Here is a 26,879-nt window from a genome sequence, read left to right as displayed (position 1 = left end):
CTTTATGCCACACCCCGAATGTGCGTTTTAGATTCCCAGTTTTGCGCGGCGAATTTGTTCTGCATCGGTAAAATTAGCAAAAGGAACATAACCCTTCAGCGGGATGATTTTCTCATGAATAGCATCGATAATGGTTTCCGGTTGAGGGAAGAATGCATATTCAAGTTCGTAAGCCGGAGTGATCCAGTTACGCGAACCGACAACTACCGGAGGCGCATCCAGATAATCAAAAGCCAATTCCGAGATATTCTGAGCCATGTCATTGAGGAAAGAGCCGCGCTGGGTGGCATCGCTTGATAAAACAATTCTGCCGGTTTTCTTTACCGATTCAATGACTTTTTCATAATTGAATGGTACCAATGAACGAGCATCAATCACCTCCGCACTCATTCCGTATTTTTCTTCCAATATCTTTGCCGCTTCCAGGGCGCGATACAATGTGGCTCCAATGGTAAGAATGGTAATATCTTTTCCTTCACGCTTGATATCAGGTTCACCGAAAGGTATTTCATAATAACCTTTAGGTACTCCTCCTTCATGAAATTGTTCTCCTATTTCATAAATACGTTGGCTTTCGAAAAAAATCACGGGGTCTGTTCCTTGTAATGCAGTATTCATAAGTCCTTTGGCGTCGTATGGAGTAACTGGGAAGCAAACTTTCAATCCCGGAATATGAGCCACCAGTGATGTCCAATCCTGTGAATGTTGCGCTCCATATTTTGATCCAACGGACACACGCACTACAACCGGCATTTTCAAAATATTACCACTCATAGCCTGCCATTTGGGCAGTTGGTTGAATACTTCGTCTCCGGAACGTCCCAAGAAATCACAGTACATGATTTCGGGAATCACCCGCCCGCCACACATGGCGTATCCGATGGCTGTCCCGACAATAGAAGCTTCGGCAATAGGTGTGTTGAAAAGACGATGGTAGGGTAGGGCTTCCGTAAGGCCGCGATAGACGGCAAAAGCGCCACCCCAGTCTCTGTTTTCTTCCCCGTAGGCAATCAACGTGGGATCTTCATAAAAACGGTGAATAATAGCTTCGAATAATCCATCGCGCAGTTGATATTGTTTCATCTTCGATACGGGTTTCCCCTCCTTGTCCGTAACAAAACGTTCTTTTCCGGCAATTTGCTTGACTCGGGGATTTTCATTCAACGGGTGGTTCACATCAGGAGTAGCATTCGAAAATGAATCCACTGTTTTATTGGAAAACATCATGTCTCCCAATAACTCAGGAGTCTTATGCAAATCCATCCGTGGTGAAATTTCTTCATCAATAGCAAGTTTAAAGACATCGACCATGCTTCCCTTGACACTGTCTTGTATTTTGTCCAGATCAATCTGGGTGGCTATGTTGGCTTCAATCAGCTTTTTCCCGAACTGTAAAATACAGTCCTGCTCTTCCCATGCTTCCATCTCTTCTTTCGAACGGTAGGAAGAGGCATCGGATGGTGAATGCCCGCTATAACGATAGGTCATAACATCAAGCAGAACCGGGCCTCCTTTTTGTTTGTCAATAATCTCTCGTTTGCGGCGGTATGCATCGATTACAGCCAGCGGATTATATCCGTCTACCCGTTCTGCATGCATCTGTTCCGGATTGATGCCGGCGCCTATCCGTGCTGCAATATCATAACCCATTGTCTCTCCGCATGTTTGACCTCCCATGCCATAATGGTTATTCATGATATTGATGACAACGGGTAACCCGCCTTTCATATCATCAGCCCATAACTGTTTGAACTGATCCATGGCAGCAAACATCATCCCTTCCCATACAGGGCCGCAGGCCATGGAAGCATCACCAATGTTTGCTACGACAAGTCCGGGTTTACGGTTTACTTTTTTAAATAAAGCGGCTCCTACGGCAATGTCGGCGCTTCCTCCTACAATAGCATTGTTGGGATATATGCCGAATGGCAGAAAGAATGCGTGCATACTTCCTCCCAGTCCTTTATTAAATCCTGTTTCACGAGCGAAGATTTCAGCCATCACGCCATAAAGAAGAAAACGCTTTGCCAATTCTTTTACAGAACCATTAAAATCTTTCTTTACGATGTTGTAGGCGGTTCCTCCGAAGAAATCTTCCATGATTTTCGTTAATGCGGCATCATCCAGTTGCTGGATGGAGCGAAGCCCCTTTGCCAGAATTTCGCCATGGCTTCGATGTGAGCCGAAAATAAAATCATCAATCGTTAGCGTGTACGCCATACCTACCGCAGCAGCTTCCTGCCCTGCCGAAAGGTGGGCTGGCCCTGGATTGTTGTATGCAATGCCACTATAAGCTCCGGTTGTTTTTACTAAATTGAGCATGGTTTCAAACTCACGGATCATTGCCATATCGTGGTAGATATGCAGCAACTCTTCTTTGGTGAAGTTCTTGTTGTCGAGTTCTTCCCTGATGGTTTTGTTGTATTGATTGACAGGTATAGGCGTAAACGTGATCTCGCTTGCCGAACGCATTTTTACAGGATCGATAAATTGACTTTTAGGCATGGTATGTTATGTTTTAGTTGTTTATTTGAAGTGGTGTTAGAATTCAAAAATGGTTTCTTTAAATATTTCGGAAACAGTAGGATGGGGGAACACAATTTCCTTCATTTCCTGTAAAGTCAGTTCACTTTCGATAGCCATGCAAGCTCCGTAAATCATCTCACTTGAAGGATTTCCCAGCATGTGTACGCCTAGGATTTCTCCATATTTTTCTCCGATCAGTACTTTGCAAAGTCCGTTAAAACCTTCGTTCTCAACCATAAAACGACCTGCGTAAGTCATGGGTAACTTTGCTACTTTGAATGGAATATTGTTAGCTTTGGCTGTTTCTTCAGTCAGACCGACACCTGCAATCTCAGGATTGGTGTACACAACTCCGGGAATTGCATGATATCGCATCAGGTCTTTTTGTCCGGTTAAGTTATTTACGACAACTTCTCCCTCACGGCTTGCGGTGTGAGCCAGGAGAGAAAATCCGGTAACATCACCTGCAGCAAATACATTGGGAATATTGGTGCGCATCTTTTCGTCCACTTTGATGCCTCCTTTGAATAATTCGACCCCAAGATTTTCGAGTCCAAAACCTTGTGTCACCGGACGGCGCCCTACGCTGACCAAAATTTTATCTCCGGACGCCGTAAAGGATTGGCCCTCCTTCTCGTATGTGACTTCATTGCCATTGACCCCGGTTACTTTCGAAGATAGATTGAATTCGATCCCTTTCTTTGTGTAAACATCACGAATCATGGCGCTCATTTCTGTGTCCATGCCGGTCAGAATTTCAGGCAGCATTTCTATGACAGTGACTTTTGTGCCGAGACTGTTGAAAAAACTGGCAAACTCCATCCCAATAACACCTCCTCCTATAATAACCAGCGATTTGGGTTGTTCGTTCAAAGAAAGAATCTCCCTGTTGGTCAGAATGATGTCCCCTGATTCTTTTAATCCGGGGATGGGCGGTATAAATGCTTCCGATCCTGTACAAATCAACAGGTTTTTGGCAATAAAACGGATTCCATTGCTATCTATTTCGATCCCTTGCGCTGATCGTCCTGTAATTATGGCTTCACCCTTGACGACGTCAACATGGTGAATTTTCATTTTTGTGCCAACACCCGCTACCAGTTTGCGAACAACTTTGTTCTTACGGGACATGATCTTCTCAAAATCAAAAGTCACGTTTTCGGTCGTAATGCCATATTTATCTCCATGCAACGCATTGTCATATGTTTTTGCACTGTATAGCAGCGTTTTTGTAGGTATGCATCCTTCATTCAGACATACTCCGCCTAGTTCTTTCTTTTCGAAAAGCGTAACGAACAGTCCTTTGGCTCCAGCTCGTTCTGCTGCAACATATCCAGCGGGGCCTCCTCCAATAATTGCTAAATCAATCATAATATGTAGTATTTATTAAAGCTCAAATTCAAGATTCTCAATTTCTATTGCAATTTGTTTTAGAAAACGGGTGGCTTCCCCTCCGTCTAAAGCCCGGTGATCATAAGTGAGGCTGAGGCCAATGTATGGCACAAAAGCATAAACGCCATTTCCCAGGTCTTTAGGACGGGGAATAATGGTATTGACTCCCAGAATGGCTGTTTGCGGCAGATTGATGACAGGTGTGAAAATTTCCACGCCATAGTTTCCGAGATTGGAAATGGTAAATGTTGCCGCTTCCGAGGATAACAAATCCGGGTCGATACTCCCTTTTCTGCATGCATTGGCAATTTCTTTGAATTGATTGGATAATCCCTGTATGGAAAGATCATCCGCATTTTTTACCACAGGTACCATTAAACCGCGATCTGTATCTACAGCTAAAGCAAGATGTACTTTATTGAAGTATTTAATGCTGTCTCCTAAAAAGTGCGTATTGACCTGTGGAAATTTCTTTAATGCCTTAATCACAGCCATGCCAACCATATCATTCAAAGTAACATTGGTAGGATAACCTTTTTCGATTGCTTTTTTTACTTGCTCGCGCAGTTCCAAAATCCGACGGGCATCTGCTCCAAGGTGGTGGGTAAGTTGCGCCGAGTTTTGCAGTGAGGCATGCATTGCCTTTGCAATAATTTTGCGCATGTTTGTGATGGGCTTTATCTCACAATCGTTGCCATAAACAGGATTGCTTGTTGAAAGATCTTTTGCTGTAATAGCGCCATAGAGTCCGCTTCCTTCTGTTGCAACACTGCCTGTCACTTTTGTTTCTGCTTTTGCTAATGGCGTCATTTTAGGACGACTGGAAATGGTGTCTTGTATATCACGTTCGATAATACGGCCTTTGGGTCCAGTACCTTTTATTTCGGAAGTTGTGATGACTGCTTTCTCTGCAAGCTTTTTTGCACGTGGCGAGACTGCTCCGGAGAGGCTTGATAAAGTTTTTACGGCGGGACTTTCAGTCTTGGCTTCCGGAATGATGGGTTGAGAAACTTCCGTTGTTTGAATTGATTCCGGTGCTGCATCCGCATGAAGAAATTCTTCGATTGATTCTCCGGGTTGTCCGATCACTAAGACGTTTGTCAGCACAGGCACTTCATCGCCTTCCCCGAAAAACAGTTCCAGTATGGTGCCATCTATCGGGGCAGTTTCTTCAAAAGAAGCCTTATCCGTTTCATATCCAAAGAGTACCTCTCCTTGTTTTACACTCTCACCTTTCTTTTTATTGAAGGATGTAATAATACAGCTTTCAACTGATTGACCCTGTTTGGGCATAATGACTATTGTTGCCATTGGTATATGATTTTGTTTAATGTATTTTGCAATGTTGTATAGTTTGAATGGTAATAGCAAAAATATATCCAATATCTTTCATTACAAAGTTATTTACTATGACATATAATTACAAGTAAATATTATGTGATTATATATTATTCTATTATTGATACTTGTGTTTTGTATTTACTTGATTTATTTGTTGCTTGTATATACAAATATCTTTGAGAAAGTTTTGATTTCAGCATCTATTCCATTATATTTGCCCCGGATTTCTCTAATACTTATTGAAAACGTTATGAAGGACTTACCGGAACATAAAAAATTGTACGAGACGCTTCGGAATTTGATTAACGAAGGTATATATACTGAAGGTAGCTTATTGCCATCTGAAAACGAATTGGCTAAAGTTCATAGTGTTGCGCGTCCGACTGTTCGTAAAGCATTAGATCGTTTGGTGGTGGATGGCTTTATTGTCAAGCATCAGGGAAAGGGAAGCGTGGTTAAAGGCGTTCCTCAAGGGATAGGAATACTGTCTTTGCATAGTACAACTACGGCTGTAGGAGATAATATGTTGACTACTAAAATTATTTGTAAACCGGAAGTCCGTGCATGGGACAAAGCGTTTTCATTTGCGGTTAGCGACCAGGAACAAAAAGTGGGGTGTATTTATTTCGAACGATTACGCTCGCTTAATGGGAAGCCGGTATTTTATGATGTTACGATGCTCCCGAATATCAATTTTCCCCGATTTACTTCACTCAATCTGGAAAATAAATCTTTATTTGATGTGTTGCGTGCTAAATATCAATTGTATGTTACAGGGGGAATTCAACAATTATTTGCTATCAAAGCAAATGTAAAATTACAGGAACATTTCAGGGTGAAACCCGGTCATCCTGTCTTGCAGCTCGATCGACGGCTTGATACGAATAAAGTAGGTGTAAATATTTATAGCCAGGTGTTTTGCATTACAGATGAAATTGGATTATTCGGAACGTTCTGAATGTTTATTTATTCAGCTTATGCCTGTAAATAACCTGCGGGTTTATGAAAAAAGTAACATGTGCATTTGATCGATAATAAACATAGTATATAATTCTTCCTTGTGTCGAAAAAAGCAAGTTTGTTGTGCCTTGTAAAGTCGCTGATATTCAGTGCTTTTGCTAAATTTGTATACTTCTTTTTTTAATATATCAGAAAGTTATTTTATTTGCGAAGGTTGAATAAGAAATAGCTATATTTGTAACTCAAACGGGAAATATTGTAATGAAAGCTCTCTTATTTCCGAAGTGTTTTCTTGAAATGAAATCCGGTAAAACAGCGTTTTATGTCCTCTGTTCCAATACCGATCTTCCGAATATCTTCCGTGGATCCTCCGACTATCCTCCGACATAACTCCGACTTTTCTCCGTGTCATCTTCGATGATCCTCCGACTCTCCTTCGATGTACCTTCGTTATTACATCGACATTACACCGGTATAACACCGATGTTACACTGGTATGGCTTTATTGGATTCAAAGTGATAATTGCCTCTTTTCTGTTTGTGGCTATCTTGATTGTTTTGATATACACATCTGATCAGGATTCATTATCATGTGTTTTTTTGCTCTGTATCTACTGTTTTGCTGTGTTTCCACTTAGCGGATAGCGATCGATTTTTTTTCTACAAATATTACGGTGTGCTACTTTGGCGGAAAACGCCATTTGCCATTCCAATTGTGTATCCAATCAATATTAGTAGCATAAAATTAAAGCACTCATGATACTTTTTTGTATTTTTGTAGCATCTATTCGTTTGTATGAACTATTTGTATACTACCAAAGAATATGTTTGCTATCTTTTGAAAGCACGCCATCGGCAAGGATTTGGCATTCATTCTCCTTTCGTTTTTCGACTTTTGACAGAGGTGATTTTTGTTCAAGAATATTTTTATTGCTATGAACCGATTGAAGCGCTGCGAGATACTTTGTTGGAGAATAAAGAAAAGATTCGGGTTGAAGATTTTGGAGCAGGAAAATACACAGAACGAACAATTGCTTCAGTGGCCAAATATTCTGTAAAATCAGCAAAATATGCACAGCTATTGTTTCGTTTAGCTAATATGAATACGTCACAAACTATTCTTGAGCTGGGTACTGCTATGGGAATTACAACATCATATTTGGCTTCGGCAAATGCGCATGCGGCGGTGTATACAATAGAAGGGGACTCAAAACTTTGCGAATATGCCCGGAATCATTTTGCCCAACTTGGGAAGGATAATATAAACTTGTTTAGTGGTACTATAGATCAGCATTTGCCAAAGATTCTCGAAATAGTAGATAAACTTGATTTTGTTTTTTTTGATGCCAACCATACAAAAGAGGCAACCTTACGTTATGTTATGTGGTGCTTGCCCAAAATACATTCAGGAACTATCTTTGCAGTAGATGACATTCATTGGTCGCCTTCTATGAAGGAAGCCTGGCAGGTATTAAAACAAGATCCCCGGGTGCGGTTGTCCATTGATCTTTTTGGAATGGGACTTTTGTTCTTTAATGAAGAATTGATAAAGCAAGACTATATTGTTGCTTTTTGACAAGAAATAGTTAGAAAATGAATTGTAGAAATATAGGTCGTATTCTTAAGATAATGGAATGTGGGATAAGCCAAGTTATAGATTATTATGGATATGATGATATTGGTCAACATATATTGTCTTTTTCTAAAAACACAACATAAACAATGAAAGTATATACAAAAACTGGTGATAGTGGATCAACGGGGTTGATAGGTGGAACTCGCGTTTCGAAAACAGATGAGAGACTGGAAGCTTATGGTACTGTTGATGAATTAAATAGTAATGTCGGGTTATTGATTGCAAAGCTTGCTAATAAAGAGTCTATCCGGATTTTATCTAAAATACAGAATCTGCTATTTGATCTTGGCGTTGAATTAGCTACGGATAAAAGCCATCCCGGGATAAAACAAAAGAATGATGGGTTTGTCAAAGCTACTGGTGAATTGGAATCGTTGATGGATGTTTATACTCAGCAGCTCCCTCCATTAACCGGATTTATATTACCTTCTGGGAGTGAATCAGTGGCTCAATGTCATGTATGCCGGACGATTGCCAGAAGAGCTGAACGTCGCATTTGGGAGGTTCATTCACATTATCCGGTTGATAAGGATTGTTTGGTTTTTATCAACAGATTATCTGATTTCTTCTTCGTTTTTGCAAGGAAAATTGCCCTTGATGAAAATAGCGCTGAAATTTTATGGAAATCCCTTTGTTGGTATTAGATTTTTTGTAATTTTGCGGACTGATGAATATTTTTTTTAACGCGGGAAAATAAACAGTAAAATATATTTTTCGCGTTGAAAATAAGAGAGTTATAATCGGGGATTCAAACATAACATCTTTAGAAAAGCCTATATGTATTGGACATTAGAACTTGCCTCAAAGCTAGAAGATGCTCCTTGGCCTGCAACCAAAGACGAATTAATCGACTATGCCATGCGATCTGGCGCTCCATTGGAAGTGATTGAGAATTTGCAAGAAATGGAAGACGAAGGAGAGATATACGAAAGTATCGAAGATATTTGGCCTGATTATCCAAGTAAAGAGGACTTCTTCTTTAATGAAGAGGAGTATTGATTTTTTTTGTGTTTTACTCATTATTAAAGCTGTATTAAAGGGACAACTAAAGCCAAGTCGTTAAAGTTAAACACAAACATACTAAATACAAGGATAAAAACGTTGTATTAAATATCTTTCTTTCTATTGCCATTGTATGTGGCTTTATTTAAACGCAATGAGTAATCTGAAATAGAAAGCTTTTTATATGTACACGTTGCAAGTACCTAATGAAAAAGGTATCTTTCTTGTTTTAGTTTGTTTTCTGTTGACATTCAAGATGAATGCACAATTTGTGTCGCAATTTTCGCAATATATGTTTGCAAAAGAATCTTATAATCCGGCTGCCTTGGCAGAATACAGCAATATTACACTCAACGGCATTTACAAACTTCAATGGATTGGAATTTCGGGTGCTCCTGTGGATGCTAATTTCCATGGTAGCATCCCTTTTGCTGTGAAAAACAAGGAAGGTAACATTGGAATTTCTTTTGATAATGAGAGCCTTGGATTGTTTAATAAACAAGAGGCAGAAATACAGGGTGCTTATAAAATGAATTTTGCTAATGGAACTTTAAGCCTTGGATTAAATATCGGCGCGATAAAGATTGGATTTTCGGGTGATAGTGCCCATATTCCTACGGGGGTATACGGGAATGATTATCACATACCGGCATCCTCTGACCCTTTGATTCCGACAAGTCAGGTTTATGGAATGGCCCTAGATTTAGGGTTAGGCGCATTCTATTATTCTCCTAAAATGTATGTTGGAATTTCAGCATTAAATATTAATGAACCTACCGTGCAATGGTCTTCGACTCAATCAACATATGTTGGAAATATGTACTATTTGATGGGAGGATATAATATTGCACTTGCTAATCCGAATTTTATACTCAAACCTTCTGTATTGATAAAAACTGATTTTGTGAATATGCAAAGTGATATTGATTTATTAATGGATTACAAAGAAAAGTTCTGGGGTGGATTAGCCTATCGAATTAATGATTCATTTGTTTTTACGGGAGGAGTGAACTTGAGCAATGGATTATCTATTGGTTATGCTTTTGATTTGCCAATAACAGCGTTGGTTAGTTCTTCTTTTGGTTCACATGAATTGATGATATCATACCATTTTAATTTTTCTTTTGCAAAGAAGAGGAATAAATATAAAAGCGTTAGAATATTGTAAAGATAAATAACTCGATATGAGAAAATTATTGTTACTTTTTCCCATTTTGGGGATGTTGGTGAGTTGCACTCCAAAACCTATGGCAGGCGGAGGACTAATGGGCGTTTCCAACTCTAAGGTCAAAGAAACCGTTCCCTACGGCATGGTTTGGATCAAACCAGGTGCTTTTATGATGGGGCCTAATGATCAGGATGCATTTTGGTCATACAAAGGACAGTCTAAGATGGTGTCAGTTGATGCATTCTGGATGGACCAGACAGAAATCACTAATGCACAATATCGTCAATTTGTAGTCTGGGTGCGAGATTCAATCACACGTAAACTACTTGCTAGTGCAAATCCTGAAAAATGGACAATGAGGCGTGATACCTCTCATTTGAATTGGGAAAGGCCAATTCCTTGGAATCGTTCCTGGACAAAAGCTTCAGGGGAAGAAGATCCAGTCAAGGATTCTTTATGGAATTGTCTGAAGGACTACAATAATCATTTTGAAATTTTAGACTACCAATACAAATGGTTGGATATTGAGCAAGCTGCTAAAGAATGCAATAAATTTGATCGTTCATTAGGTCGTTATCCAAGTAATTCATATGCATTGGTGGATGATTATTATATGGATAATGGAACGATAAAAATTAGGACAAAAAGAATATCACCAATTCATAGTATGAATGATTTTTATATGACCAAAATCATTAATGCATATCCGGATCGCCTTGCATTTGTGTCGGATTTTACCTATTCATATAATGATCCAACAACAAAATATTTTATACTGAATGCATATGATCGTTATCCGGTAGTTGGTGTAACATGGGAACAGGCCAATGCTTTTTGTGCTTGGCGTACTAACTATGTCAATCGTAAAAGCGGATATGTAGGACAAGATTATCGTTTGCCGACGGAAGCTGAATTCGAGTGGGCGGCCCGTGGCGGTAAACAGCAAGCTATGTATCCATGGGGAAGTCCATATATCCGTGATGCAAAAGGTTGTTTCTTGGCAAATTTCAAACCTATGCGGGGTAATTATCGTGCTGATGGGGCTGTTCGGACAGCTCAGGTTGCATCATATCCTCCCAATGGTTATGGCCTTTATGATATGGCTGGAAATGTGTCGGAATGGACAGAATCTGCGTATTTGCCAGTTAGTGCAAATGAAATGTCAGATTTAAACCCAAGTTTTACATACAATGCTAAAGCAAGTGATCCTGACATATTGAAGCGTAAGATTATAAAAGGTGGGTCATGGAAAGACGTTGCAGCCTATTTACAATGCGGAGCGCGTTCATTTGAATATCAGAATGTGTCGCGTTCATACATTGGTTTTCGCTGTGTAAAATCAACTAATTTAAGAAGAATTACGAAAACTAATTATTGATACAGAAGACTGTAAATTAAATTGTTATTATATTATGGGGTTACTTCATTTTATTGAAACGGAAGAGGGGAAAAAAATTACTGCCAAAATTTATGGATTTGGGGCATCTGTTGTGTTGATTGGTGCACTTTTTAAAATTCAACATTTTCCTGGTGCAGGCTGGTTATTGGGAATTGGAATGGGAACAGAAGCTTTTTTATTTGCCCTTAGTGGATTAGAGCATCCACCTCGTGAATTTGATTGGAGCAAAGTGTTCCCTCATTTTAATGAATCTGGGCATACTCCTATTGAAAGCGGTGGTAGTGGTATAGGTGCTCATCGTCAGCCTATAACGACAGTAGCAAGTAATGTTTTAGATGAGGAACAAATAAAGCGGTTACAGACAAGTATTAAGAATTTAAGTGAAACAGCCCATCAACTGACAAATATTGCATCAGCAGGAGAAATCACAACAACATATGTGCAATCCATTCAGTCTGCTGCTGTTGCTACGAAGGAATATGCGCATTCACAGCAGGTATTGACAGAAGTAGCTCAAAATATTTTGCAGTCATATAAGACCACCGAAGAGCAAATGGGCACAACAGCTGATCAGACTAAACGTTTTGCTACGAATGTTAGTGCTATAAATAATCATTTGTCGTCTATCAATACGCAATATGAATTACATTTGCAAGCTGTTCTTGAATCTAATTCTTCATTATCTCAATATGTTAGTTCGTATAAGTTGGTCAATTCCAACATGGAAAATGTCCAACAAAATGCCGCAATAGCATTAAAGGCAACAGAAGATTATGTGAGTGAGACAACAAAATTATCACATAGAGTTGGAGAACTAAACGACATATATGGCAATATGCTTAGCGCTTTATCTATTAAATCATAAAAGAAAAGGTACCCTAATCTATGAGTGGAGCTAAGAATTGTCCAGAAACGCCTCGCCAGAAGATGATAGCGATGATGTATCTTTTTTTGACGGCTATGTTGGCGCTTAATGTTTCGGCAGATATATTAAATGGTTTTGTTGTCGTGAACAATAGCCTATTACAGACAATAAAAAGTGCAAATAGTCGTAACCATGCTACTCTTGAAAAATTTCAATATTTGGATGAAGTAAATCCGAAGAAAATTGGGGAATGGTTAAATAAAGCATTAATAGTGAAGCAAAAATCTGATAGCATGTTTAATTACATCGAAAATTTTAAATATCAGATTGTACGCCTCGCAGATGGTAAAAATGCGACATTGACCAACATTATTCATAAGGATAATTTGGATGTAACAGGTCAGTATGGGTTAATAGAACATAATGGTACAATCTTGAAAAATAAACTTACAACGTATCGGGATTTTCTTGCAACTATGGTAAATGGAGATACCACTCAAATTGCTGCATTTAATAGAAATTTTGCTACCAACGGCGGGCGTGATGGCAAGAACTGGGAGCAAACAATGTTTGAAATGATGCCTGTAATTGCCACCGTTACAGAGCTTTCAAAATATCAGTCAGATGTAAAGGCGGCGGAAGGTGAAGTGATTCGCTATTTAATGGCACAAACGGATGCAAGCGATTATCGGGTCAATAAACTACAGGCATATGTTATCCCAACTTCCACATATGTGATGGTTGGAGATCAGTATAATGCACAAATCATATTATCTGCTGTTGATTCAACAAAAGTTCCTGAATATTATGTAAATGGGAGTAGGATGTCAAATAATATGCTTCGATTTGTATGCTCTACTCCCGGAGAGTTTAATTACAAAGGATATATTCGATTAAGCTCAGGTGGCATAAATAAGGATTTTCCTTTTGAGAGTAGTTATATTGTTGGAGCAAAAAGTGCAACTATTTCGAATACAGCGCTTGATGTTGTTTATGCAGGTATTGATAATGAGCTATCTGCTTCTATTCCTGGCATAGCAGCTTCAAATATTCAGGTTGCGTGTAATAATGCTGTGCTTACTCATAAACCAAACGGATTATGGAATTGCCGTCCAACAGTTACATCTGGGAAAATAGTCTTTTCATTATTCGCAAAAGTTGGTGGAAATAAAAGTTTTACGCCGATGGGAAACGTTGCTTACACTGTTCGGCAATTGCCTGACCCACGTCCGTTTTTGCAATATAAAGATGCCGGAGGTGTGATACGAAAAGTTGAAGAAGGGAACGTGACGTTGTCCATGTTGGATAATGCTTCAATCGTAGCAGATTATGTCAATGAACTTATTTCGGCTAATTTTACTGTGGTTGGTTTTACAATAGAATTTCCTAACGGAGAAGAACTGAATTCAGGATCAAATGTGTTAAATCAGGAGCAAAAGAATCGATTGACAGAAGAACGTATTGGATCCAGAATAATTATTAAGAGAATCAAAGCTATAGGCCCTGATAAATTGGTACGACAATTGCCTATTTTAGCAGTGAGAATAAGTGGACGATAATTGCAAATATTCAAAAATTAATAATATGCAACGAATAAAATTCATGCTGATAATATGTTTTTCTGCTTTGCTTTTGACGTTACATGCGCAAAGTAGAGATGCCCTCTTTTTTCAACCCATTCAGTCCACTTCTGATACAATTCCTGCCAATAAATCAGAAAATGAATTAAATGATTCGGTCAGAAACGTAATTCATAAGTTGCAGGATGCCGTTCAGGCAAATATTCATGCTGATGATGTAGTGTGGTCAAAAACTGTATATCGCATTATTGATATGCGTGAAAAACAAAATTTTTCACTTTATTTTCCCTTTGAACCGGGGAATGGTATGAAAAACTTAATGACGATCATGTTAGATGGGGTTATTAATAAAACTTTAACCGTGTATAAAAAAGGGGTACGTGACGATCAGTTCAGACCTGATTTTTCACAAAATATGATTGTTCCTTATGACAGTACTGATTATTTGATTCATAGTGTTTTTTCATACAAAGTTGGCAATGATGTTTTTTATCCTGCATTACGAGTCGACAACGGAAAGTTGTCTATAGACAATATGAGTATTGATGAATTTATGAAACATCAGCAGCGGTTTTTGATTAAAGAAGTTTGGTTTTTTGATAAACATCGCTCTGTTGTTGATTCTCGTATCTTGGCAATTGCTCCTCTACTTACCTACCCTAAGGCTGAATCATCGCTGATTCGGGATATTGTATGCTGGTTTAATTTTGATGAATTACGTAAATTAATGGCTGAATCAAAAATATATTGGGGTGATAATCCGTCTTCTGACATGACGATGGGGTTATTTTTCGATCAGCGACTTTTCTCTAGTTATATTTTAGGCGTGGATGATATTTATCATCGTACATTGCTGGATTACTTAACGAATGAAGATGCTATAAGAAAAGAACAAAACAGAATCGACGAATCAATTATTGATTTTGAGAACAATCTCTGGGAATATTAATCATTCATATCTTAGATAATGGGAATAGTTCGCTTTTTTTAGAAAAGGCGAACTATTCTTGCTTTAAAAAGTCATGGCAAACTGCTATCTTTGTGCAGATTTTCACTCATGAAGAAATTTCTCTTTTTTATCTCTGTCGTATTTTGGGTGGGGTCCCCGATTTGGGGACAAAATCCTCGCATGCAAAATAGAAGATCAGGCAATATATCGGATAATCGGTCATCCCAACAGAAATCTGTTTATGTTGCTCCCGACGTAAAAACTTGGAAAATTGATTCTCGTTTTGGCGTAGCTGATACAGTTGCAGTTGATACCATTCCGTTGAATTTTCAGGATGATAATCCTGTTGATCGGTATAGCATAGCTAATTCTTACAATGGAAACTTAGCATCTCCATTACAATCGAAGATCTTTTTTGATCGCACGCAAAAAACAGATTTTTTATTTGGTATCCCGTATGATGCTTATTTTCGGGATCCAAGTGATTTTTACTTTTTCAACACAAAGACTCCATATACTAATTTTGGGTATCAAACAGGTTCTTCTGCTCAACAAGCAGAGGATCATGTGAATGTCCTTTTTTCAATGAATGATGGCAAAAGATTAAATATTACCGGTTTGTTCGACTATATTTATGCCAGGGGGCAATATTCCAGCCAATCGGCAAAAGCATTGGTCGCTTCTTTGTATGGTAGCTACACCAGTAATCATTATAATGCTTCTGGTATCTTGGCTTATCAAAAATTTGATAATAAAGAAAATGGTGGATTAACGGATGATCGCTATGTTACCAATCCTACCTATACGGGTCAATATACCACGATTAATATGCCCGTGAATTTGAGTGGTGCTCAATCGGGCTATGAAAATGTCTTTTTTTATTACAACCAAAGCTATTCTCTCGGGTTTACGAAAACCATTCATCTCAAGAACGATTCAGTGCGAAAAGAATTTATTCCTGTTACTACATTTATCCACACACTGAATTATTCCCTTGGAAGTAAACGTTTTCATGAAACGAGTGTTGATACTTCATTCTTTGCTAATACCTATCTTAGCAATACGAGTCATTCCGATACAGCTTCGGAGATGTCGCTGAAGAATACTTTTGCTGTACGCTTGGATGAGAAGTTCAACCGGCTTTTTCATTTTGGCCTAACTGCCTTTATTGAAAGTAATTATCAACGTTACATGATGTTGAATGATTCTGATCGACTTTCTTATGCTTCTGAATATAATACGACCATTGGAGGCAAGCTTTCAAAATATGAGGGTAGAATTTATAAGTATGATTTCGAGGGAGATATGATTATCGAAGGTCCCCGGATTGGAGATTTTCATCTGAAAGGGAATATTGGCGGATTTTTCCGGTTGGGGAAAGACTCGGTGGTGCTCAGGGCGAGAGGAAGGATACAGTCTGTGTCGCCGTCATATTTTTGGGATCATTATTATTCCAATCATTTTATTTGGAATAACCATTTTGCCAACACCTTCCAGTCCTATGTCGGTGGAGATTTGTCTTTGCCAAAACATCACTTATTTTTAGGGCTACAAATGGCAAACACAAAGAATATGCTCTATTTTAATTCGTCAGCATTACCGGCTCAATTTTCTGGAAACATTCAGGTCGTGGCTGCAAATGCTGAACTTGATTTGCATGCAGGCCCTTTTGTGTTAGCAAATAAAGGGGTATATCAAATTTGCAGCAACCAATCCATCTTGCCTTTGCCAACATGGTCGATGTTTCATAATTTGTATTTTACTACGACGCTTTTTAAAGACCTTAATACTCAAATTGGAACTTCTGTCAGCTATAATTCAAGTTATTACGCCCCGGACTATATGCCCGCAACGGAACAATTTTATCTACAGCATCAAATCAAACTGGGTGCATATCCGTTGATCAATGTTTATGCTAATTTTCACTTGAAGCAAATTAGAATCTTTGTAAAGTATTATAACTTAGGAACAATGTTTTTGCCCAATACCAACTATTTCTCCATACCTCACTATCCTTTGAATCCAATGACTTTTAAATTTGGATTTTCATGGAACTTCTATAGCTAGTCTTACATTGGATCAACGTCAAAATTGATTTGGACAGACTGAAAAGGAGCCTCTGCCTGAAGCTCTGCTATTGTTTCTTTCAGCATCTTTTTTGCCGCATTACTTGATCTATTGCTTTCAATCTTTAGTAAAAGGGTACGCATATACCAGCTATGCAAGCGCCCGATGGGAGGAATCTCCGGGCCTAAAACACGATCGGAAAATAATTTACGCAACTGTTTGGCTAATCGCTCGGATGCGTGATGTACCGTGTTTTCGTCTTTATGTCGTAGGTTTATGACAATCAGCCTGTAATAGGGTGGATAACAAAATTCATATCGTTCCTTCATTTGGGTACGGAACATTGAAATATAATCATGAGCGATAACCTGTGGCAAAACAGCATGATTTGGATCCATGGTTTGAATCAAAACATTTCCTTGTTTGCCTTTCCTTCCAGATCGACCACTGACTTGCGATAGTAATTGAAAAGCTCTTTCATGGGCTCTGAAATCGGGATAGTGAAATAAAACATCGGCATTGAGAACTCCAACTAACGACACATTCGCAAAGTCAAGCCCTTTTGCAACCATTTGCGTGCCTATCAAAATGTCTGTTTCATGTTGCTCAAAGGCAGTAATGATGCGTTCAAATCCTTTGCGGGTATTTGCTACATCAAGATCCAGCCTACTTATTTTCGCGTTTGGGAAAAACTGACTTACTTCATCTTCGATTTTTTCCGTTCCCAATCCTTTTATTTTTAAAGAATTATTTCCACACGATGGGCAGCGATCGGGCAATGGTTGTGAGAATCCGCAATAGTGGCAAATTAATTTATGTTGTTGCTTGTGGTAAGTCAGGCTAACGTCACAATATTTACACTTAGGCACATAGGCACACTGCGGGCATTCTACATAAGGTGCATATCCTCTACGATTATGAAATAAAATGACCTGCTCACGGCGTGATAAAGCTCCACTGATGGCTTCAATTAATGTGTCGGAAAAATGACCGGCTGTCTGCTTTTTCCGAAAAGCTTCCTTTAAATCTACAGAGGCAACACGTGGTAATGTAATGCCTTCATAACGCTGCTTCAATTCTACAAATCCATATTTACCTGACAAGGCATTTTGATAGGTTTCTATAGATGGAGTGGCTGTCCCAAGCAATACTTTTGCGCTGTGTAAATGTGCCAGCATAATGGCGGCGTCCCGTGCATGGTAGCGTGGCGCTGAATCCTGTTGCTTATAGCTGGTTTCGTGTTCTTCGTCAATAATGACCAATCCTAAATCGTGAAATGGCAAAAAAATAGAGGAACGTGCTCCCAGAATAATTTGCAGCCCTTCCCGATGCAGCAAATTCTTCCATACTTCGATACGTTCATTATCATTAAACTTGGAATGATAAATGCCTAGTTTACTTCCGAAAACCCGGGCTAAGCGATGCGTCAACTGTGTAGTTAAAGCGATTTCGGGAACCAGGTATAAAACCTGGCGTCCCAATGCTATTACTTTCTGAATGGCATGTATGTAAATTTCCGTTTTGCCACTTGATGTGACACCATGCAATAAAACTGTTTGTTTTGTTTTCCATTCATCTAATAATGACTGGTATGCTTTGGTCTGAAATAAGTTTAATGAGGCTGCTTCTTGTAAAGGAGTGGTTATCTCATGCGTCAGGCGACTTACAGGCTGGTCATATAATTGTAGAATTTTTTTATCGACTAAACCATTCAGAACTGCCACTGAAGCTCCGCTTTTTTCAAGTAAAGTTTGTTTCGATACAGGTTTTGTTTCTTGCTTTGAAAGTAATTGCGACAGATCAAGATAGGTAATCAACAACGACAACTGCTTCTCAGCACGCTTTAAACGCTCAAAAATGGTTTGAACCTCTTGTTCGTTATCTTTGTTGAATGCAGCTTTTACCATGCTGATGGTACGCGGCTTGTATGTGTCTGTGATGGTTTGGGATACGATGACCGCTTTTTTATCCATAAGGCTTTTAATCCACACCACTGCATGTTTGGATTCGGTGCGCTTAATCAATTCCTGAATGGAGCAGGCCCTATCTTCGGATATTGCATTCCATATGCGCGATTCACGGGAAGAGAACGAAAGTGTTTTATCAACTTCGGGATTTCGTCTGATCAGCGTTTCATTTTCCAAGCGTAATCCGGATGGTAAAGCAGCAACATAAACATCTCCTAATGATGCCATGTAATAGGTTGCCATCCATTCCCAGAAATCCAGTTGAGGCCGTATTAAAATGGCTTCTTCATCCAAAAGGGAAAAGATGGGTTTTACATTTTTCGTATCCGGCGGAATGAGATGCAGATATTGTATAATTCCCGTGTATAAACGATGTGTGCCGAATGTAACCACCACACGCATCCCAATTTTCACGATCGATGACAATTCCTCCGGGACACTGTAAGTGAATGTCCCTTCTATGGGTAAAGGCATGATAACTTCGGCAAAACGTGGTGTCATGGTCTATTCTATAAATAGGGCTTCTGTCTCTAATTTGACATCAAATTTTTCTTGTACCGATTGTTGAATGGCAAGGGCTAATTGTTTAACATCGTTACCGGTACATGATCCCAGATTGATTAAGACCAATGCTTGTTTAGGATAAACGCCTACTTTGCCAATTTGTTTTCCTTTCCATCCGCATTGTTCAATCAACCATCCGGCTGCAAGTTTATAATCTTCACCTACCGGAAATGCTACCATGTCAGGGTAATGATTCTTTAGGCTGATATATTTATCGACTGCTACCACCGGATTTTTGAAAAAACTTCCCGCACTTCCGATGATGGCCGGATCGGGCAGTTTTTCATTTCTCAGGGTCTTCACAGCACGACTTACATCTTTAATAGTTGGCTGTAGAATGCCTTCTTTTTTGAGTTGCTGCTGAATGCCTCCATAACTCAAGTTTAAGGAAGGATTTTTATCGAGGCGAAAAGTAACGGACGTAATGATGACCTGGTTTTTCAGAGCTTGTTTAAATATTGAATCCCGATAACTGAATTGACATTCGGAATTGAGCACGTTCTTCCATTTTCCACTTGCTATTCCAAAACATTCTACAGATTCAATAGCATCTTTGGCTTCAACTCCATATGCGCCTACATTCTGAACAGGCGAGGCTCCAACTGTGCCTGGAATTCCAGTCAGGTTTTCTAGTCCGCCCCATCCCTTTTGAACACAGAAATCGACAAAATCGCTCCAGTTTTCACCGGCAGCAGCTTGAATCCAGACATGTTCATCATCTTCTTTGAGTAGTTCAATGCCGTGTAAAGATACTTTTACTACGCTTTTATCAATCCAGGGAAGAAAAACAACATTGCTCCCGCCTCCGAGAAGAAAGAAGGGTTTGTCTGATTGTTGTTGCATGGATGCCCATAAAGCAACATCATCACGTTGTTGCAGCTCAATAAAACGGTAGCAGTGAGCCTCAATGCCAAAGGTATTGTAAGGTTGCAAAGAGAACGAGGAATGCGAAATCATAGGTTAGTTTTTGAAATCCAAAATTACGACAAAAGGAGAACAATCTGGCAAGGAATCTGAAAATCTGAAGTTCAAGAAGATCTGCTTGGTAGTATAGTTGGAATCTTAGAATACGAAATCAAAGAAGTACGTCAGTTATAACCTTCAATCCATCCTACCGTCAATCTAAAGCATCTTTAGTCGAGAGACGCAAAGTGTTTACGATTACCGACGCAAGGTGTTTACGACTACCGACGCAAGGTGTCTGCGATTACCGACGCAAGGTGTCTATCCTTAGCAAGAATTGAGGGTTCCAACTTCCCGAACTTCTCAACTTCTTTAACTTCTTTACTATGTCTTTTTTTGAAAAGCATTTTCTCTGAACAATTTAGGTGTTTATATGTTAGATCGCAAAAAATAGTGTAAATTTGCAGAAAAGCATGTGCTGGCTTTTGGCGCTTATTATGAGCAACATTCAATCCATATATGGCATCATTTGAAATTTATGGCGGAAATCGCCTTTCCGGAGAAATTATTCCACAAGGAGCAAAAAACGAGGCACTACAGGTTATTTGCGCTACCATCCTGACTTCTGAAAAAGTTACTATCAGCAATATTCCCGATATCAGGGATGTCAATAAGCTTATTGAATTATTACAATTGTTGGGCGTGATTGTCACTCGCGAAACCGCAGGCAGCTATTCCTTCCAGGCAAACCAGGTTGATATGTCGAAACTGAATACGCCTGAATTTGTACAACAGGCAACTTCTTTGCGTGGTTCTATTATGCTTGTGGGGCCATTGTTAACCCGTTTTGGCATAGCGACAATTCCTCACCCGGGTGGAGATAAAATCGGCCGACGACGTACAGATACACATTATATCGGATTTCAGAAACTGGGAGCAGAGATTTCTTATGACCCTGAAAAAACTGAAGTTACAGCTCCATCTGGAGGTTTGCAGGGAGCGTACATTTTGCTCGATGAAGCATCTGTAACCGGAACTGCTAATCTGGTAATGGCGGCTGTGCTTGCAAAAGGCAAAACAACGCTTTTTAATGCAGCTTGCGAACCGTATCTTTTTCAGCTTTGCACAATGCTCAACAATATGGGGGCTCATATCTCAGGGGTAGGGTCTAATTTGTTGACAATCGAAGGAGTCGCTCATTTATCGGGATGCGAACATCGTATTTTGCCTGATATTATTGAGATAGGAAGTTTTATCGGACTGGCAGCAATGACCCGATCGGATATTACCATTAAGAACGTCGCCAAAGAACATTTGGGAATTACGCCGGATATTTTTGAGCGAATGGGAATTTCTTTGGTCTTTCAGGATGATGATATTTATATTCCTACCCAGGATCATTATCGTATTCAGCGATTTATGGATGGTTCTATCATGACGGTCGCCGATGCTCCCTGGCCCGGATTTACTCCCGACCTGATCAGTGTGGCTTTGGTTGTTGCTACTCAGGCAAAAGGGAGTGTGTTGATTCACCAGAAAATGTTTGAAAGCAGGCTTTTCTTTGTTGATAAATTGATTGATATGGGAGCTCAGATTATTCTGTGTGATCCTCACAGGGCTGTTGTCATTGGGTTAAATCATGAGCAACCATTACGCGCTACACGTATGACTTCTCCGGATATCCGGGCTGGAGTTGCACTTCTGATCGCTGCACTGTCGGCTGAAGGGAAAAGCATAATCGACAACATAGAGCAAATTGACAGAGGCTATCAGTCTATTGATAAGCGGTTACAACAATTGGGCGCTGATATCCGGAGAATTGATTAAATGTGGGTGGTGTCTGTAAAATCATTAAAATAAATAGTTTATGAGAAACAAAACGTGGAGACGATCTATTTTTTGGGTTATTATATGCTTCTCTTTTTATGCTTCGGGTTTGGTAATACAGGCAGCACCAAAGCGTCCATTGCAGGTAAATACCACTCATCCGATTTGGCTTACGAATAACCGGGCTATTGCATCTGCAGGTAAACAGGTTTTCTTTGGAGATTCGCTTTTGGAGAATCACGCGATGGATGCTGCCCTGTCACCTGGTGGAAAATGGCTTGCCATTGAAGAACGTTATAGTTTGGTGATTGTTAATACTATTACTCAAAAAGTAGTTTATACGCTTCCATTGAAGGATATAGAGCAAATCCCTAAAGTTGGATATGGAGCCATGAATACCTATTCAGGCATTCGCTGGAATAGAATTGGCGACGAAAACAGAATTACATGGAGTGCTGTGGGTGGAAATATAGCATATTCGTATGTTATTCAAGTCATGTGGAACGGCCACAAAGCGACAGTTAAGAAAATATTCACCTATAAAGCGCAGGCTCCGGCAGAGACAGCACTGCCTAACGAGGTTTTGATTCGTGATGAAAAGGGGAAGGACATGCTTTATGTGGTGTTAAATGGCAATAATCAGTTGGTTAAACAGGATCTGAAAACTGGAGATACCATTTGGATTGCCCCCACGGGTGTGGCTCCTTACGGGATAGCTTTAGCAAATAATAAGTTGTATGTTACCGATTGGGCAGGAAGAACACCGGACAAAGATGATCCGAATGTTGCAGGAGTTCCTTGGGGTGAGGCTCGTATTGATACAACGAATGCCGCCACAAGGGAAGGAAGTGTAAGCGTCATTGATCCGGAATCAGGTAAAGTGCTTAAAAATATCGTTGTCGGGCTGCATCCAAATAAAATCGTCGCATCTCCCGATGGCCAATTTGTATATCTGACGAATTCAAATAGCGATGCAGTGAGTGTCATCAATACATTTAACGATGCTGTTGTTGAGACAATACCCGTTCGACTGCAATCGAACATTAATGACTATTTTGGCGATTCTCCCAATGGACTTGCAGTATCTGCCGGTGGGCACAAACTCTATGTAGCGGTAGGAATGGACAATGCCATTGCAATAATATCACTGGGAAAGAAAAGTTGCTCTGGTGGGACATTAAATAAAAGCGTTGTTGATGGATTTATCCCAACAGGCTATTATCCTTCTTCCATTAATATTAAATCTGGTAAGATTAAAGATAGGAAAGAGTTGTTTGTTACAAACATAGAAGCAGACGGACCAAACCGCCCTTTCTATTTATTAAAAGGGGAACCAGCAGTTTATAATACGCATCATATGCTGGCCTCTATTTCGATTATTGATATGCCTGGTAAAGCACAGCTTGCCCGTTATACCAGACAGGTTATTGCGTTGAATCAATTACGGCGACTCCAGAGCGCCCAATTGCCGCCACGTAAAGGTATTGCTCCCAGACCTCTTCCTGCACGAATCGGAGAACCATCTGTCTTTAAGCATGTTTTGTATATCATCAGGGAAAATAGAACGTATGATCAGGTGTTGGGTGATGTCAAAACGGGGAATGGAGATGCTCAGCTTTGCACTTTTGGGAAAGAGATAACACCAAATGCTCATCAGTTAGTCAAAGATTATCTATTGCTTGATAATTACATGGCTTCCGGGAAATGCTCGGCTGAAGGGCACCAATGGACAGACGCTTCTATAGTGACGGATTATATTGAAAAAAATGTCAGGGCATGGTTTCGTAGCTACCCACATGTTCAAACCGATGCTTTGGTATATGCTCCAAGTGGTTTCCTATGGGATAATGCCAGAAAACATGGCGTCTCGGTCGAAATCTTTGGTGAAGCCTGCATCCCTCACTTTGATCCAAAACTCACATGGAGTGATATTTATAATAACTTTATCAAGGGAAATCCTTTCAAATTTACCAATGTTACGACATTAAATACGGTGAAGCCTTTACTTAGTCCTACTTATCCGGGTTATGACAGTCATAAAATTCCTGATGCCGTCCGGGCTGATGCATTTGTACAGGAGTTAAAACATTATGAAGCCATGTCGGGAGATTCGTTGCCACAATTAATGATTTTGGCTCTTCCTGCAGATCACACAGCTGGTATGGCTCCTGGGTTTCCAACGCCAAGGGCTATGGTGGCTGATAATGATTATGCCTTGGGGAAAATAATTGATGCCTTTACCAACAGCAAGTTTTATAAAAACAGCGTCATTTTTGTGACAGAAGATGACTCTCAGGATGGATGGGATCATGTATCAGCATTCCGTACTGTCGGGTTGGTGATTAGTCCTTATTCACGCCTTCACAAGACTATTTCAACTGCTTATAACCAGCCTTCGATTGTGCGGACTATTGAGCAGATTCTTGGATTGCCTCCTATGAATATCGAAGATGCTATTGCTACGCCAATGTGGAATTGCTTTACTCAAAAACCTGATTATTCTCCATATTACGCTATTCCGAACCGTATTCCTCTCAATGAAATGAATAAACCTTTAACAGCATTGAGTGGGGCTGCATTACACTTTGCGAAACTGAGTCTCGAACCACAGTTTGCTGGAATTGATACAGGCAATGATGATTTGTTGAATCGTATTATTTGGTTTTCGGCTAAAGGGACAACTCCATATCCGACACAATTTGCGGGAAAGGATTCAGATGATAACTGATTGTTTATTCCGGAATTGAGAATAATTTAAATTTGTATTATGCCAAACAGTGAAATCATTTTAATCAATATTTCGGGTGACGATAAACCTGGTGTTACCACTGCAATTACTGATATTTTAGGGAAGTACGATGCCACAATTTTAGATATTGGTCAGGCAGATATTCATAACACGCTTTCTCTTGGTATTTTATGCAAAATAACGAATAATGCCGATTCGGGAAATGTGTTGAAGGAAATCCTTTTTAAATGTTCGGAATTGAATGTAAACGTACGTTTTACTCCTGTGACGATTGATCGGTATGATAATTGGGTAACGCAACAAGGGAAGAACCGTTATATTGTAACTGTCTTGGGCAAAGTTATAACGGCTAAGCAATTATCTAAAGTAACGAAGGTGATTGCAGGACAAAATCTCAATATTGATTCCATTATTCGCCTGACCGGACGACCTTCGTTGGAAGTAGACAATTCAAATGCGGTACGTGCATGCATTGAATTATCCGTGCGGGGTACGTTGAATGATAAAAATGCGCTTTCGTCCCAATTCATGAAATATTCATCAGAGCTGGGCATTGATATTTCGTTTCAAAAGGATGACATGTATCGTCGTAACCGGCGTTTGATTTGTTTTGATATGGATTCGACTTTGATTAAAACAGAGGTAATCGATGAATTGGCCGAACGGGCAGGCGTGGGCGCTCGGGTAAAAGCAATCACCGAATCGGCTATGCATGGCGATATTGACTTCAATGAAAGTTTTAAACAAAGGGTCGCTTTGCTAAAGGGATTGGATGAGTCCGTACTGGAAGATATTGCCAGACAGCTTCCCATAATGGATGGAGCTGAACGCCTCATTTCTACACTTAAGAAGATTGGATTCAAAGTTGCCATTCTTTCCGGCGGATTCAGTTATTTTGGCAACTATTTGAAACGTCTCTTTGATGTCGACTATATGTATGCCAATGAATTGGAAATTATTGACGGAAAGTTGACCGGCAATTATCTGGGTGATATTGTTGATGGAAAGCGTAAAGCCGAATTGCTGAAGCTGATCGCCCAGGTAGAAAAAATTGAATTAGAGCAGGTTATTGCTGTGGGAGATGGAGCTAATGATTTGCCAATGTTAAATTTAGCTGGACTTGGGATTGCTTTTCACGCAAAACCTAAGGTGAAGGCCAATGCGCAGCAATCTCTTTCGACAATTGGTCTGGATGGCGTTTTATACTTTTTGGGCTTCAGAGATTTCCATATTGGTAATTAATCAAAGGAAACTGCCCTTTTTATTGCAAATGATGTTACGCGATATACGAAAAAATTATCAGCACGGCATATTGAATGAGCGCGATATGGCCGGTAATCCGCTGGAACAGTTTAATAAATGGCTTCGGGAAGCAATTGACGGCGACGAATTAGAACCGACAGCAATGTCACTCTCAACGGTTGATCAACATGGACAACCTCATTCCCGGATGGTTTTGCTGAAAGAAGTGACGAATGAAGGTCTTGTCTTTTATACGAATTATGCCGGGCATAAAGCAGCACAAATAGCTGAAAATAATCATGTCGCTTTGTTGTTTTTCTGGCAGTCGCTTGAGCGTGAAGTGCGTATTGAGGGTGTTGCCCGTAAAGTGGACGAAGCAATATCCACTCAATATTTTCATTCAAGACCAACGGAAAGCCAACTGGGGGCGTGGGCATCGCCTCAGAGCCAGATAATTACATCCCATGATGTTTTGGATGTACAATTTCGCTATTACAAAGAGAAATTTGGCGATACTATTCCAAAACCTCCACATTGGGGCGGATACATAGTCTCTCCGGTTACTTTTGAATTTTGGCAAGGCCGTCCTAACAGGCTCCATGATCGATTGTTATATGAACTTATTGAAAATAAATGGATTATGAGTCGATTGGCTCCTTGAAGAGTATTGCAATTAATAACAAAAAGAAGTCTGGCATATTTTTACTACTGAAATAGATGGAGCTTCAATTTTTTCAATGAA

General features: G+C 39.7%; 19 protein-coding genes. 14 read left to right on the top strand and 5 right to left on the bottom strand.

Annotation, left to right across the window (positions count from 1 at the left end; translation table 11 throughout):
• Nucleotides 1-27: 27 nt before the first annotated feature.
• Genes FHX64_RS05350 through FHX64_RS05340 form a run of 3 tightly spaced genes read right to left on the bottom strand, consistent with a single transcriptional unit; the run spans nt 28 to nt 5,229 of the window.
• The gene (locus tag FHX64_RS05350) at nt 28-2,505 is read right to left on the bottom strand and encodes an alpha-ketoacid dehydrogenase subunit alpha/beta (protein ID WP_183412773.1); all 2,478 of its coding nucleotides are present in this window, start codon (nt 2,503-2,505) and stop codon (nt 28-30) included.
• A 36-nt stretch (nt 2,506-2,541) separates the two neighbouring features.
• Complete coding sequence (gene lpdA / locus FHX64_RS05345; protein ID WP_343053506.1) at nt 2,542-3,900, bottom strand: dihydrolipoyl dehydrogenase; 1,359 nt, start codon at nt 3,898-3,900, stop codon at nt 2,542-2,544.
• Between the two features lie 12 nt (nt 3,901-3,912).
• On the bottom strand, nt 3,913-5,229 hold the full coding sequence (locus FHX64_RS05340) for a dihydrolipoamide acetyltransferase family protein (protein ID WP_183412771.1): 1,317 nt from the start codon (nt 5,227-5,229) through the stop codon (nt 3,913-3,915).
• A 280-nt stretch (nt 5,230-5,509) separates the two neighbouring features.
• Here FHX64_RS05340 and FHX64_RS05335 point away from each other — a divergent pair, with 280 nt between their 5' ends.
• The 10 genes from FHX64_RS05335 to FHX64_RS05290 all read left to right on the top strand — a co-directional run bounded on the left by FHX64_RS05335 (nt 5,510) and on the right by FHX64_RS05290 (nt 16,885).
• On the top strand, nt 5,510-6,217 hold the full coding sequence (locus FHX64_RS05335; RefSeq protein ID WP_183412770.1) for a GntR family transcriptional regulator: 708 nt from the start codon (nt 5,510-5,512) through the stop codon (nt 6,215-6,217).
• Between the two features lie 798 nt (nt 6,218-7,015).
• On the top strand, nt 7,016-7,795 hold the full coding sequence (locus FHX64_RS05330) for an O-methyltransferase (RefSeq protein WP_183412769.1): 780 nt from the start codon (nt 7,016-7,018) through the stop codon (nt 7,793-7,795).
• A gap of 146 nt (nt 7,796-7,941) precedes the next feature.
• Nucleotides 7,942-8,499: a cob(I)yrinic acid a,c-diamide adenosyltransferase gene (locus FHX64_RS05325; protein WP_183412768.1), complete on the top strand. Its 558-nt coding sequence runs from the start codon at nt 7,942-7,944 to the stop codon at nt 8,497-8,499.
• Nucleotides 8,500-8,632: 133 nt separating this feature from the next.
• On the top strand, nt 8,633-8,854 hold the full coding sequence (locus FHX64_RS05320) for a DUF2795 domain-containing protein (protein WP_002558131.1): 222 nt from the start codon (nt 8,633-8,635) through the stop codon (nt 8,852-8,854).
• A 187-nt stretch (nt 8,855-9,041) separates the two neighbouring features.
• Nucleotides 9,042-10,025 (top strand): PorP/SprF family type IX secretion system membrane protein, encoded by a 984-nt coding sequence (locus tag FHX64_RS05315; RefSeq protein ID WP_183412767.1) that lies wholly within the window; start codon nt 9,042-9,044, stop codon nt 10,023-10,025.
• Nucleotides 10,026-10,041: 16 nt separating this feature from the next.
• The gene (gene porK, locus FHX64_RS05310) at nt 10,042-11,403 is read left to right on the top strand and encodes a T9SS ring complex lipoprotein PorK/GldK (RefSeq protein WP_183412766.1); all 1,362 of its coding nucleotides are present in this window, start codon (nt 10,042-10,044) and stop codon (nt 11,401-11,403) included.
• 34 nt (nt 11,404-11,437) lie between these two features.
• Entirely contained in the window at nt 11,438-12,289 is an 852-nt protein-coding gene (gene porL, locus FHX64_RS05305) for a type IX secretion system motor protein PorL/GldL (protein WP_183412765.1), read from the top strand.
• A gap of 20 nt (nt 12,290-12,309) precedes the next feature.
• A complete protein-coding gene (gene porM, locus FHX64_RS05300; RefSeq protein ID WP_183412764.1) occupies nt 12,310-13,848 on the top strand; it encodes a type IX secretion system motor protein PorM/GldM in 1,539 nt (512 codons plus the stop codon).
• A 25-nt stretch (nt 13,849-13,873) separates the two neighbouring features.
• Complete coding sequence (gene porN / locus FHX64_RS05295; RefSeq protein ID WP_183412763.1) at nt 13,874-14,818, top strand: type IX secretion system ring subunit PorN/GldN; 945 nt, start codon at nt 13,874-13,876, stop codon at nt 14,816-14,818.
• A gap of 180 nt (nt 14,819-14,998) precedes the next feature.
• Nucleotides 14,999-16,885: a putative porin gene (locus FHX64_RS05290; protein ID WP_183412762.1), complete on the top strand. Its 1,887-nt coding sequence runs from the start codon at nt 14,999-15,001 to the stop codon at nt 16,883-16,885.
• 2 nt (nt 16,886-16,887) lie between these two features.
• On the opposite strand, the gene priA is transcribed toward FHX64_RS05290, so the two are convergent.
• Nucleotides 16,888-19,353, bottom strand: coding sequence for a replication restart helicase PriA (gene priA / locus FHX64_RS05285; RefSeq protein ID WP_183412761.1), 2,466 nt, complete (start codon nt 19,351-19,353; stop codon nt 16,888-16,890).
• A 3-nt stretch (nt 19,354-19,356) separates the two neighbouring features.
• Nucleotides 19,357-20,373 (bottom strand): UDP-N-acetylmuramate dehydrogenase, encoded by a 1,017-nt coding sequence (gene murB / locus FHX64_RS05280; RefSeq protein ID WP_183412760.1) that lies wholly within the window; start codon nt 20,371-20,373, stop codon nt 19,357-19,359.
• Nucleotides 20,374-20,838: 465 nt separating this feature from the next.
• On the opposite strand from murB, the gene murA reads away from it, so the two are divergent.
• From murA to pdxH, 4 genes are read left to right on the top strand one after another with little or no spacing between them, the layout of a single operon-like run.
• Nucleotides 20,839-22,146 carry a UDP-N-acetylglucosamine 1-carboxyvinyltransferase gene (gene murA / locus FHX64_RS05275; RefSeq protein ID WP_183412759.1) on the top strand — a complete coding sequence of 436 codons (1,308 nt, stop codon included), beginning with the start codon at nt 20,839-20,841 and terminating at the stop codon, nt 22,144-22,146.
• Nucleotides 22,147-22,186: 40 nt separating this feature from the next.
• On the top strand, nt 22,187-24,874 hold the full coding sequence (locus FHX64_RS05270; RefSeq protein ID WP_183412758.1) for a YncE family protein: 2,688 nt from the start codon (nt 22,187-22,189) through the stop codon (nt 24,872-24,874).
• A 39-nt stretch (nt 24,875-24,913) separates the two neighbouring features.
• Entirely contained in the window at nt 24,914-26,137 is a 1,224-nt protein-coding gene (gene serB / locus FHX64_RS05265) for a phosphoserine phosphatase SerB (protein WP_183412757.1), read from the top strand.
• Nucleotides 26,055-26,798, top strand: a complete 744-nt coding sequence (gene pdxH, locus FHX64_RS05260) for a pyridoxamine 5'-phosphate oxidase (RefSeq protein WP_246392308.1) — start codon at nt 26,055-26,057, stop codon at nt 26,796-26,798. Before serB ends, pdxH begins: the two co-directional genes overlap by 83 nt.
• Nucleotides 26,799-26,879: the final 81 nt, after the last annotated feature.

Origin of the sequence: Microbacter margulisiae (assembly GCF_014192515.1) — a bacterium.
GTDB lineage: Bacteria > Bacteroidota > Bacteroidia > Bacteroidales > Paludibacteraceae > Microbacter > Microbacter margulisiae.
This window is presented reverse-complemented; position numbering and strand designations above follow the sequence as displayed.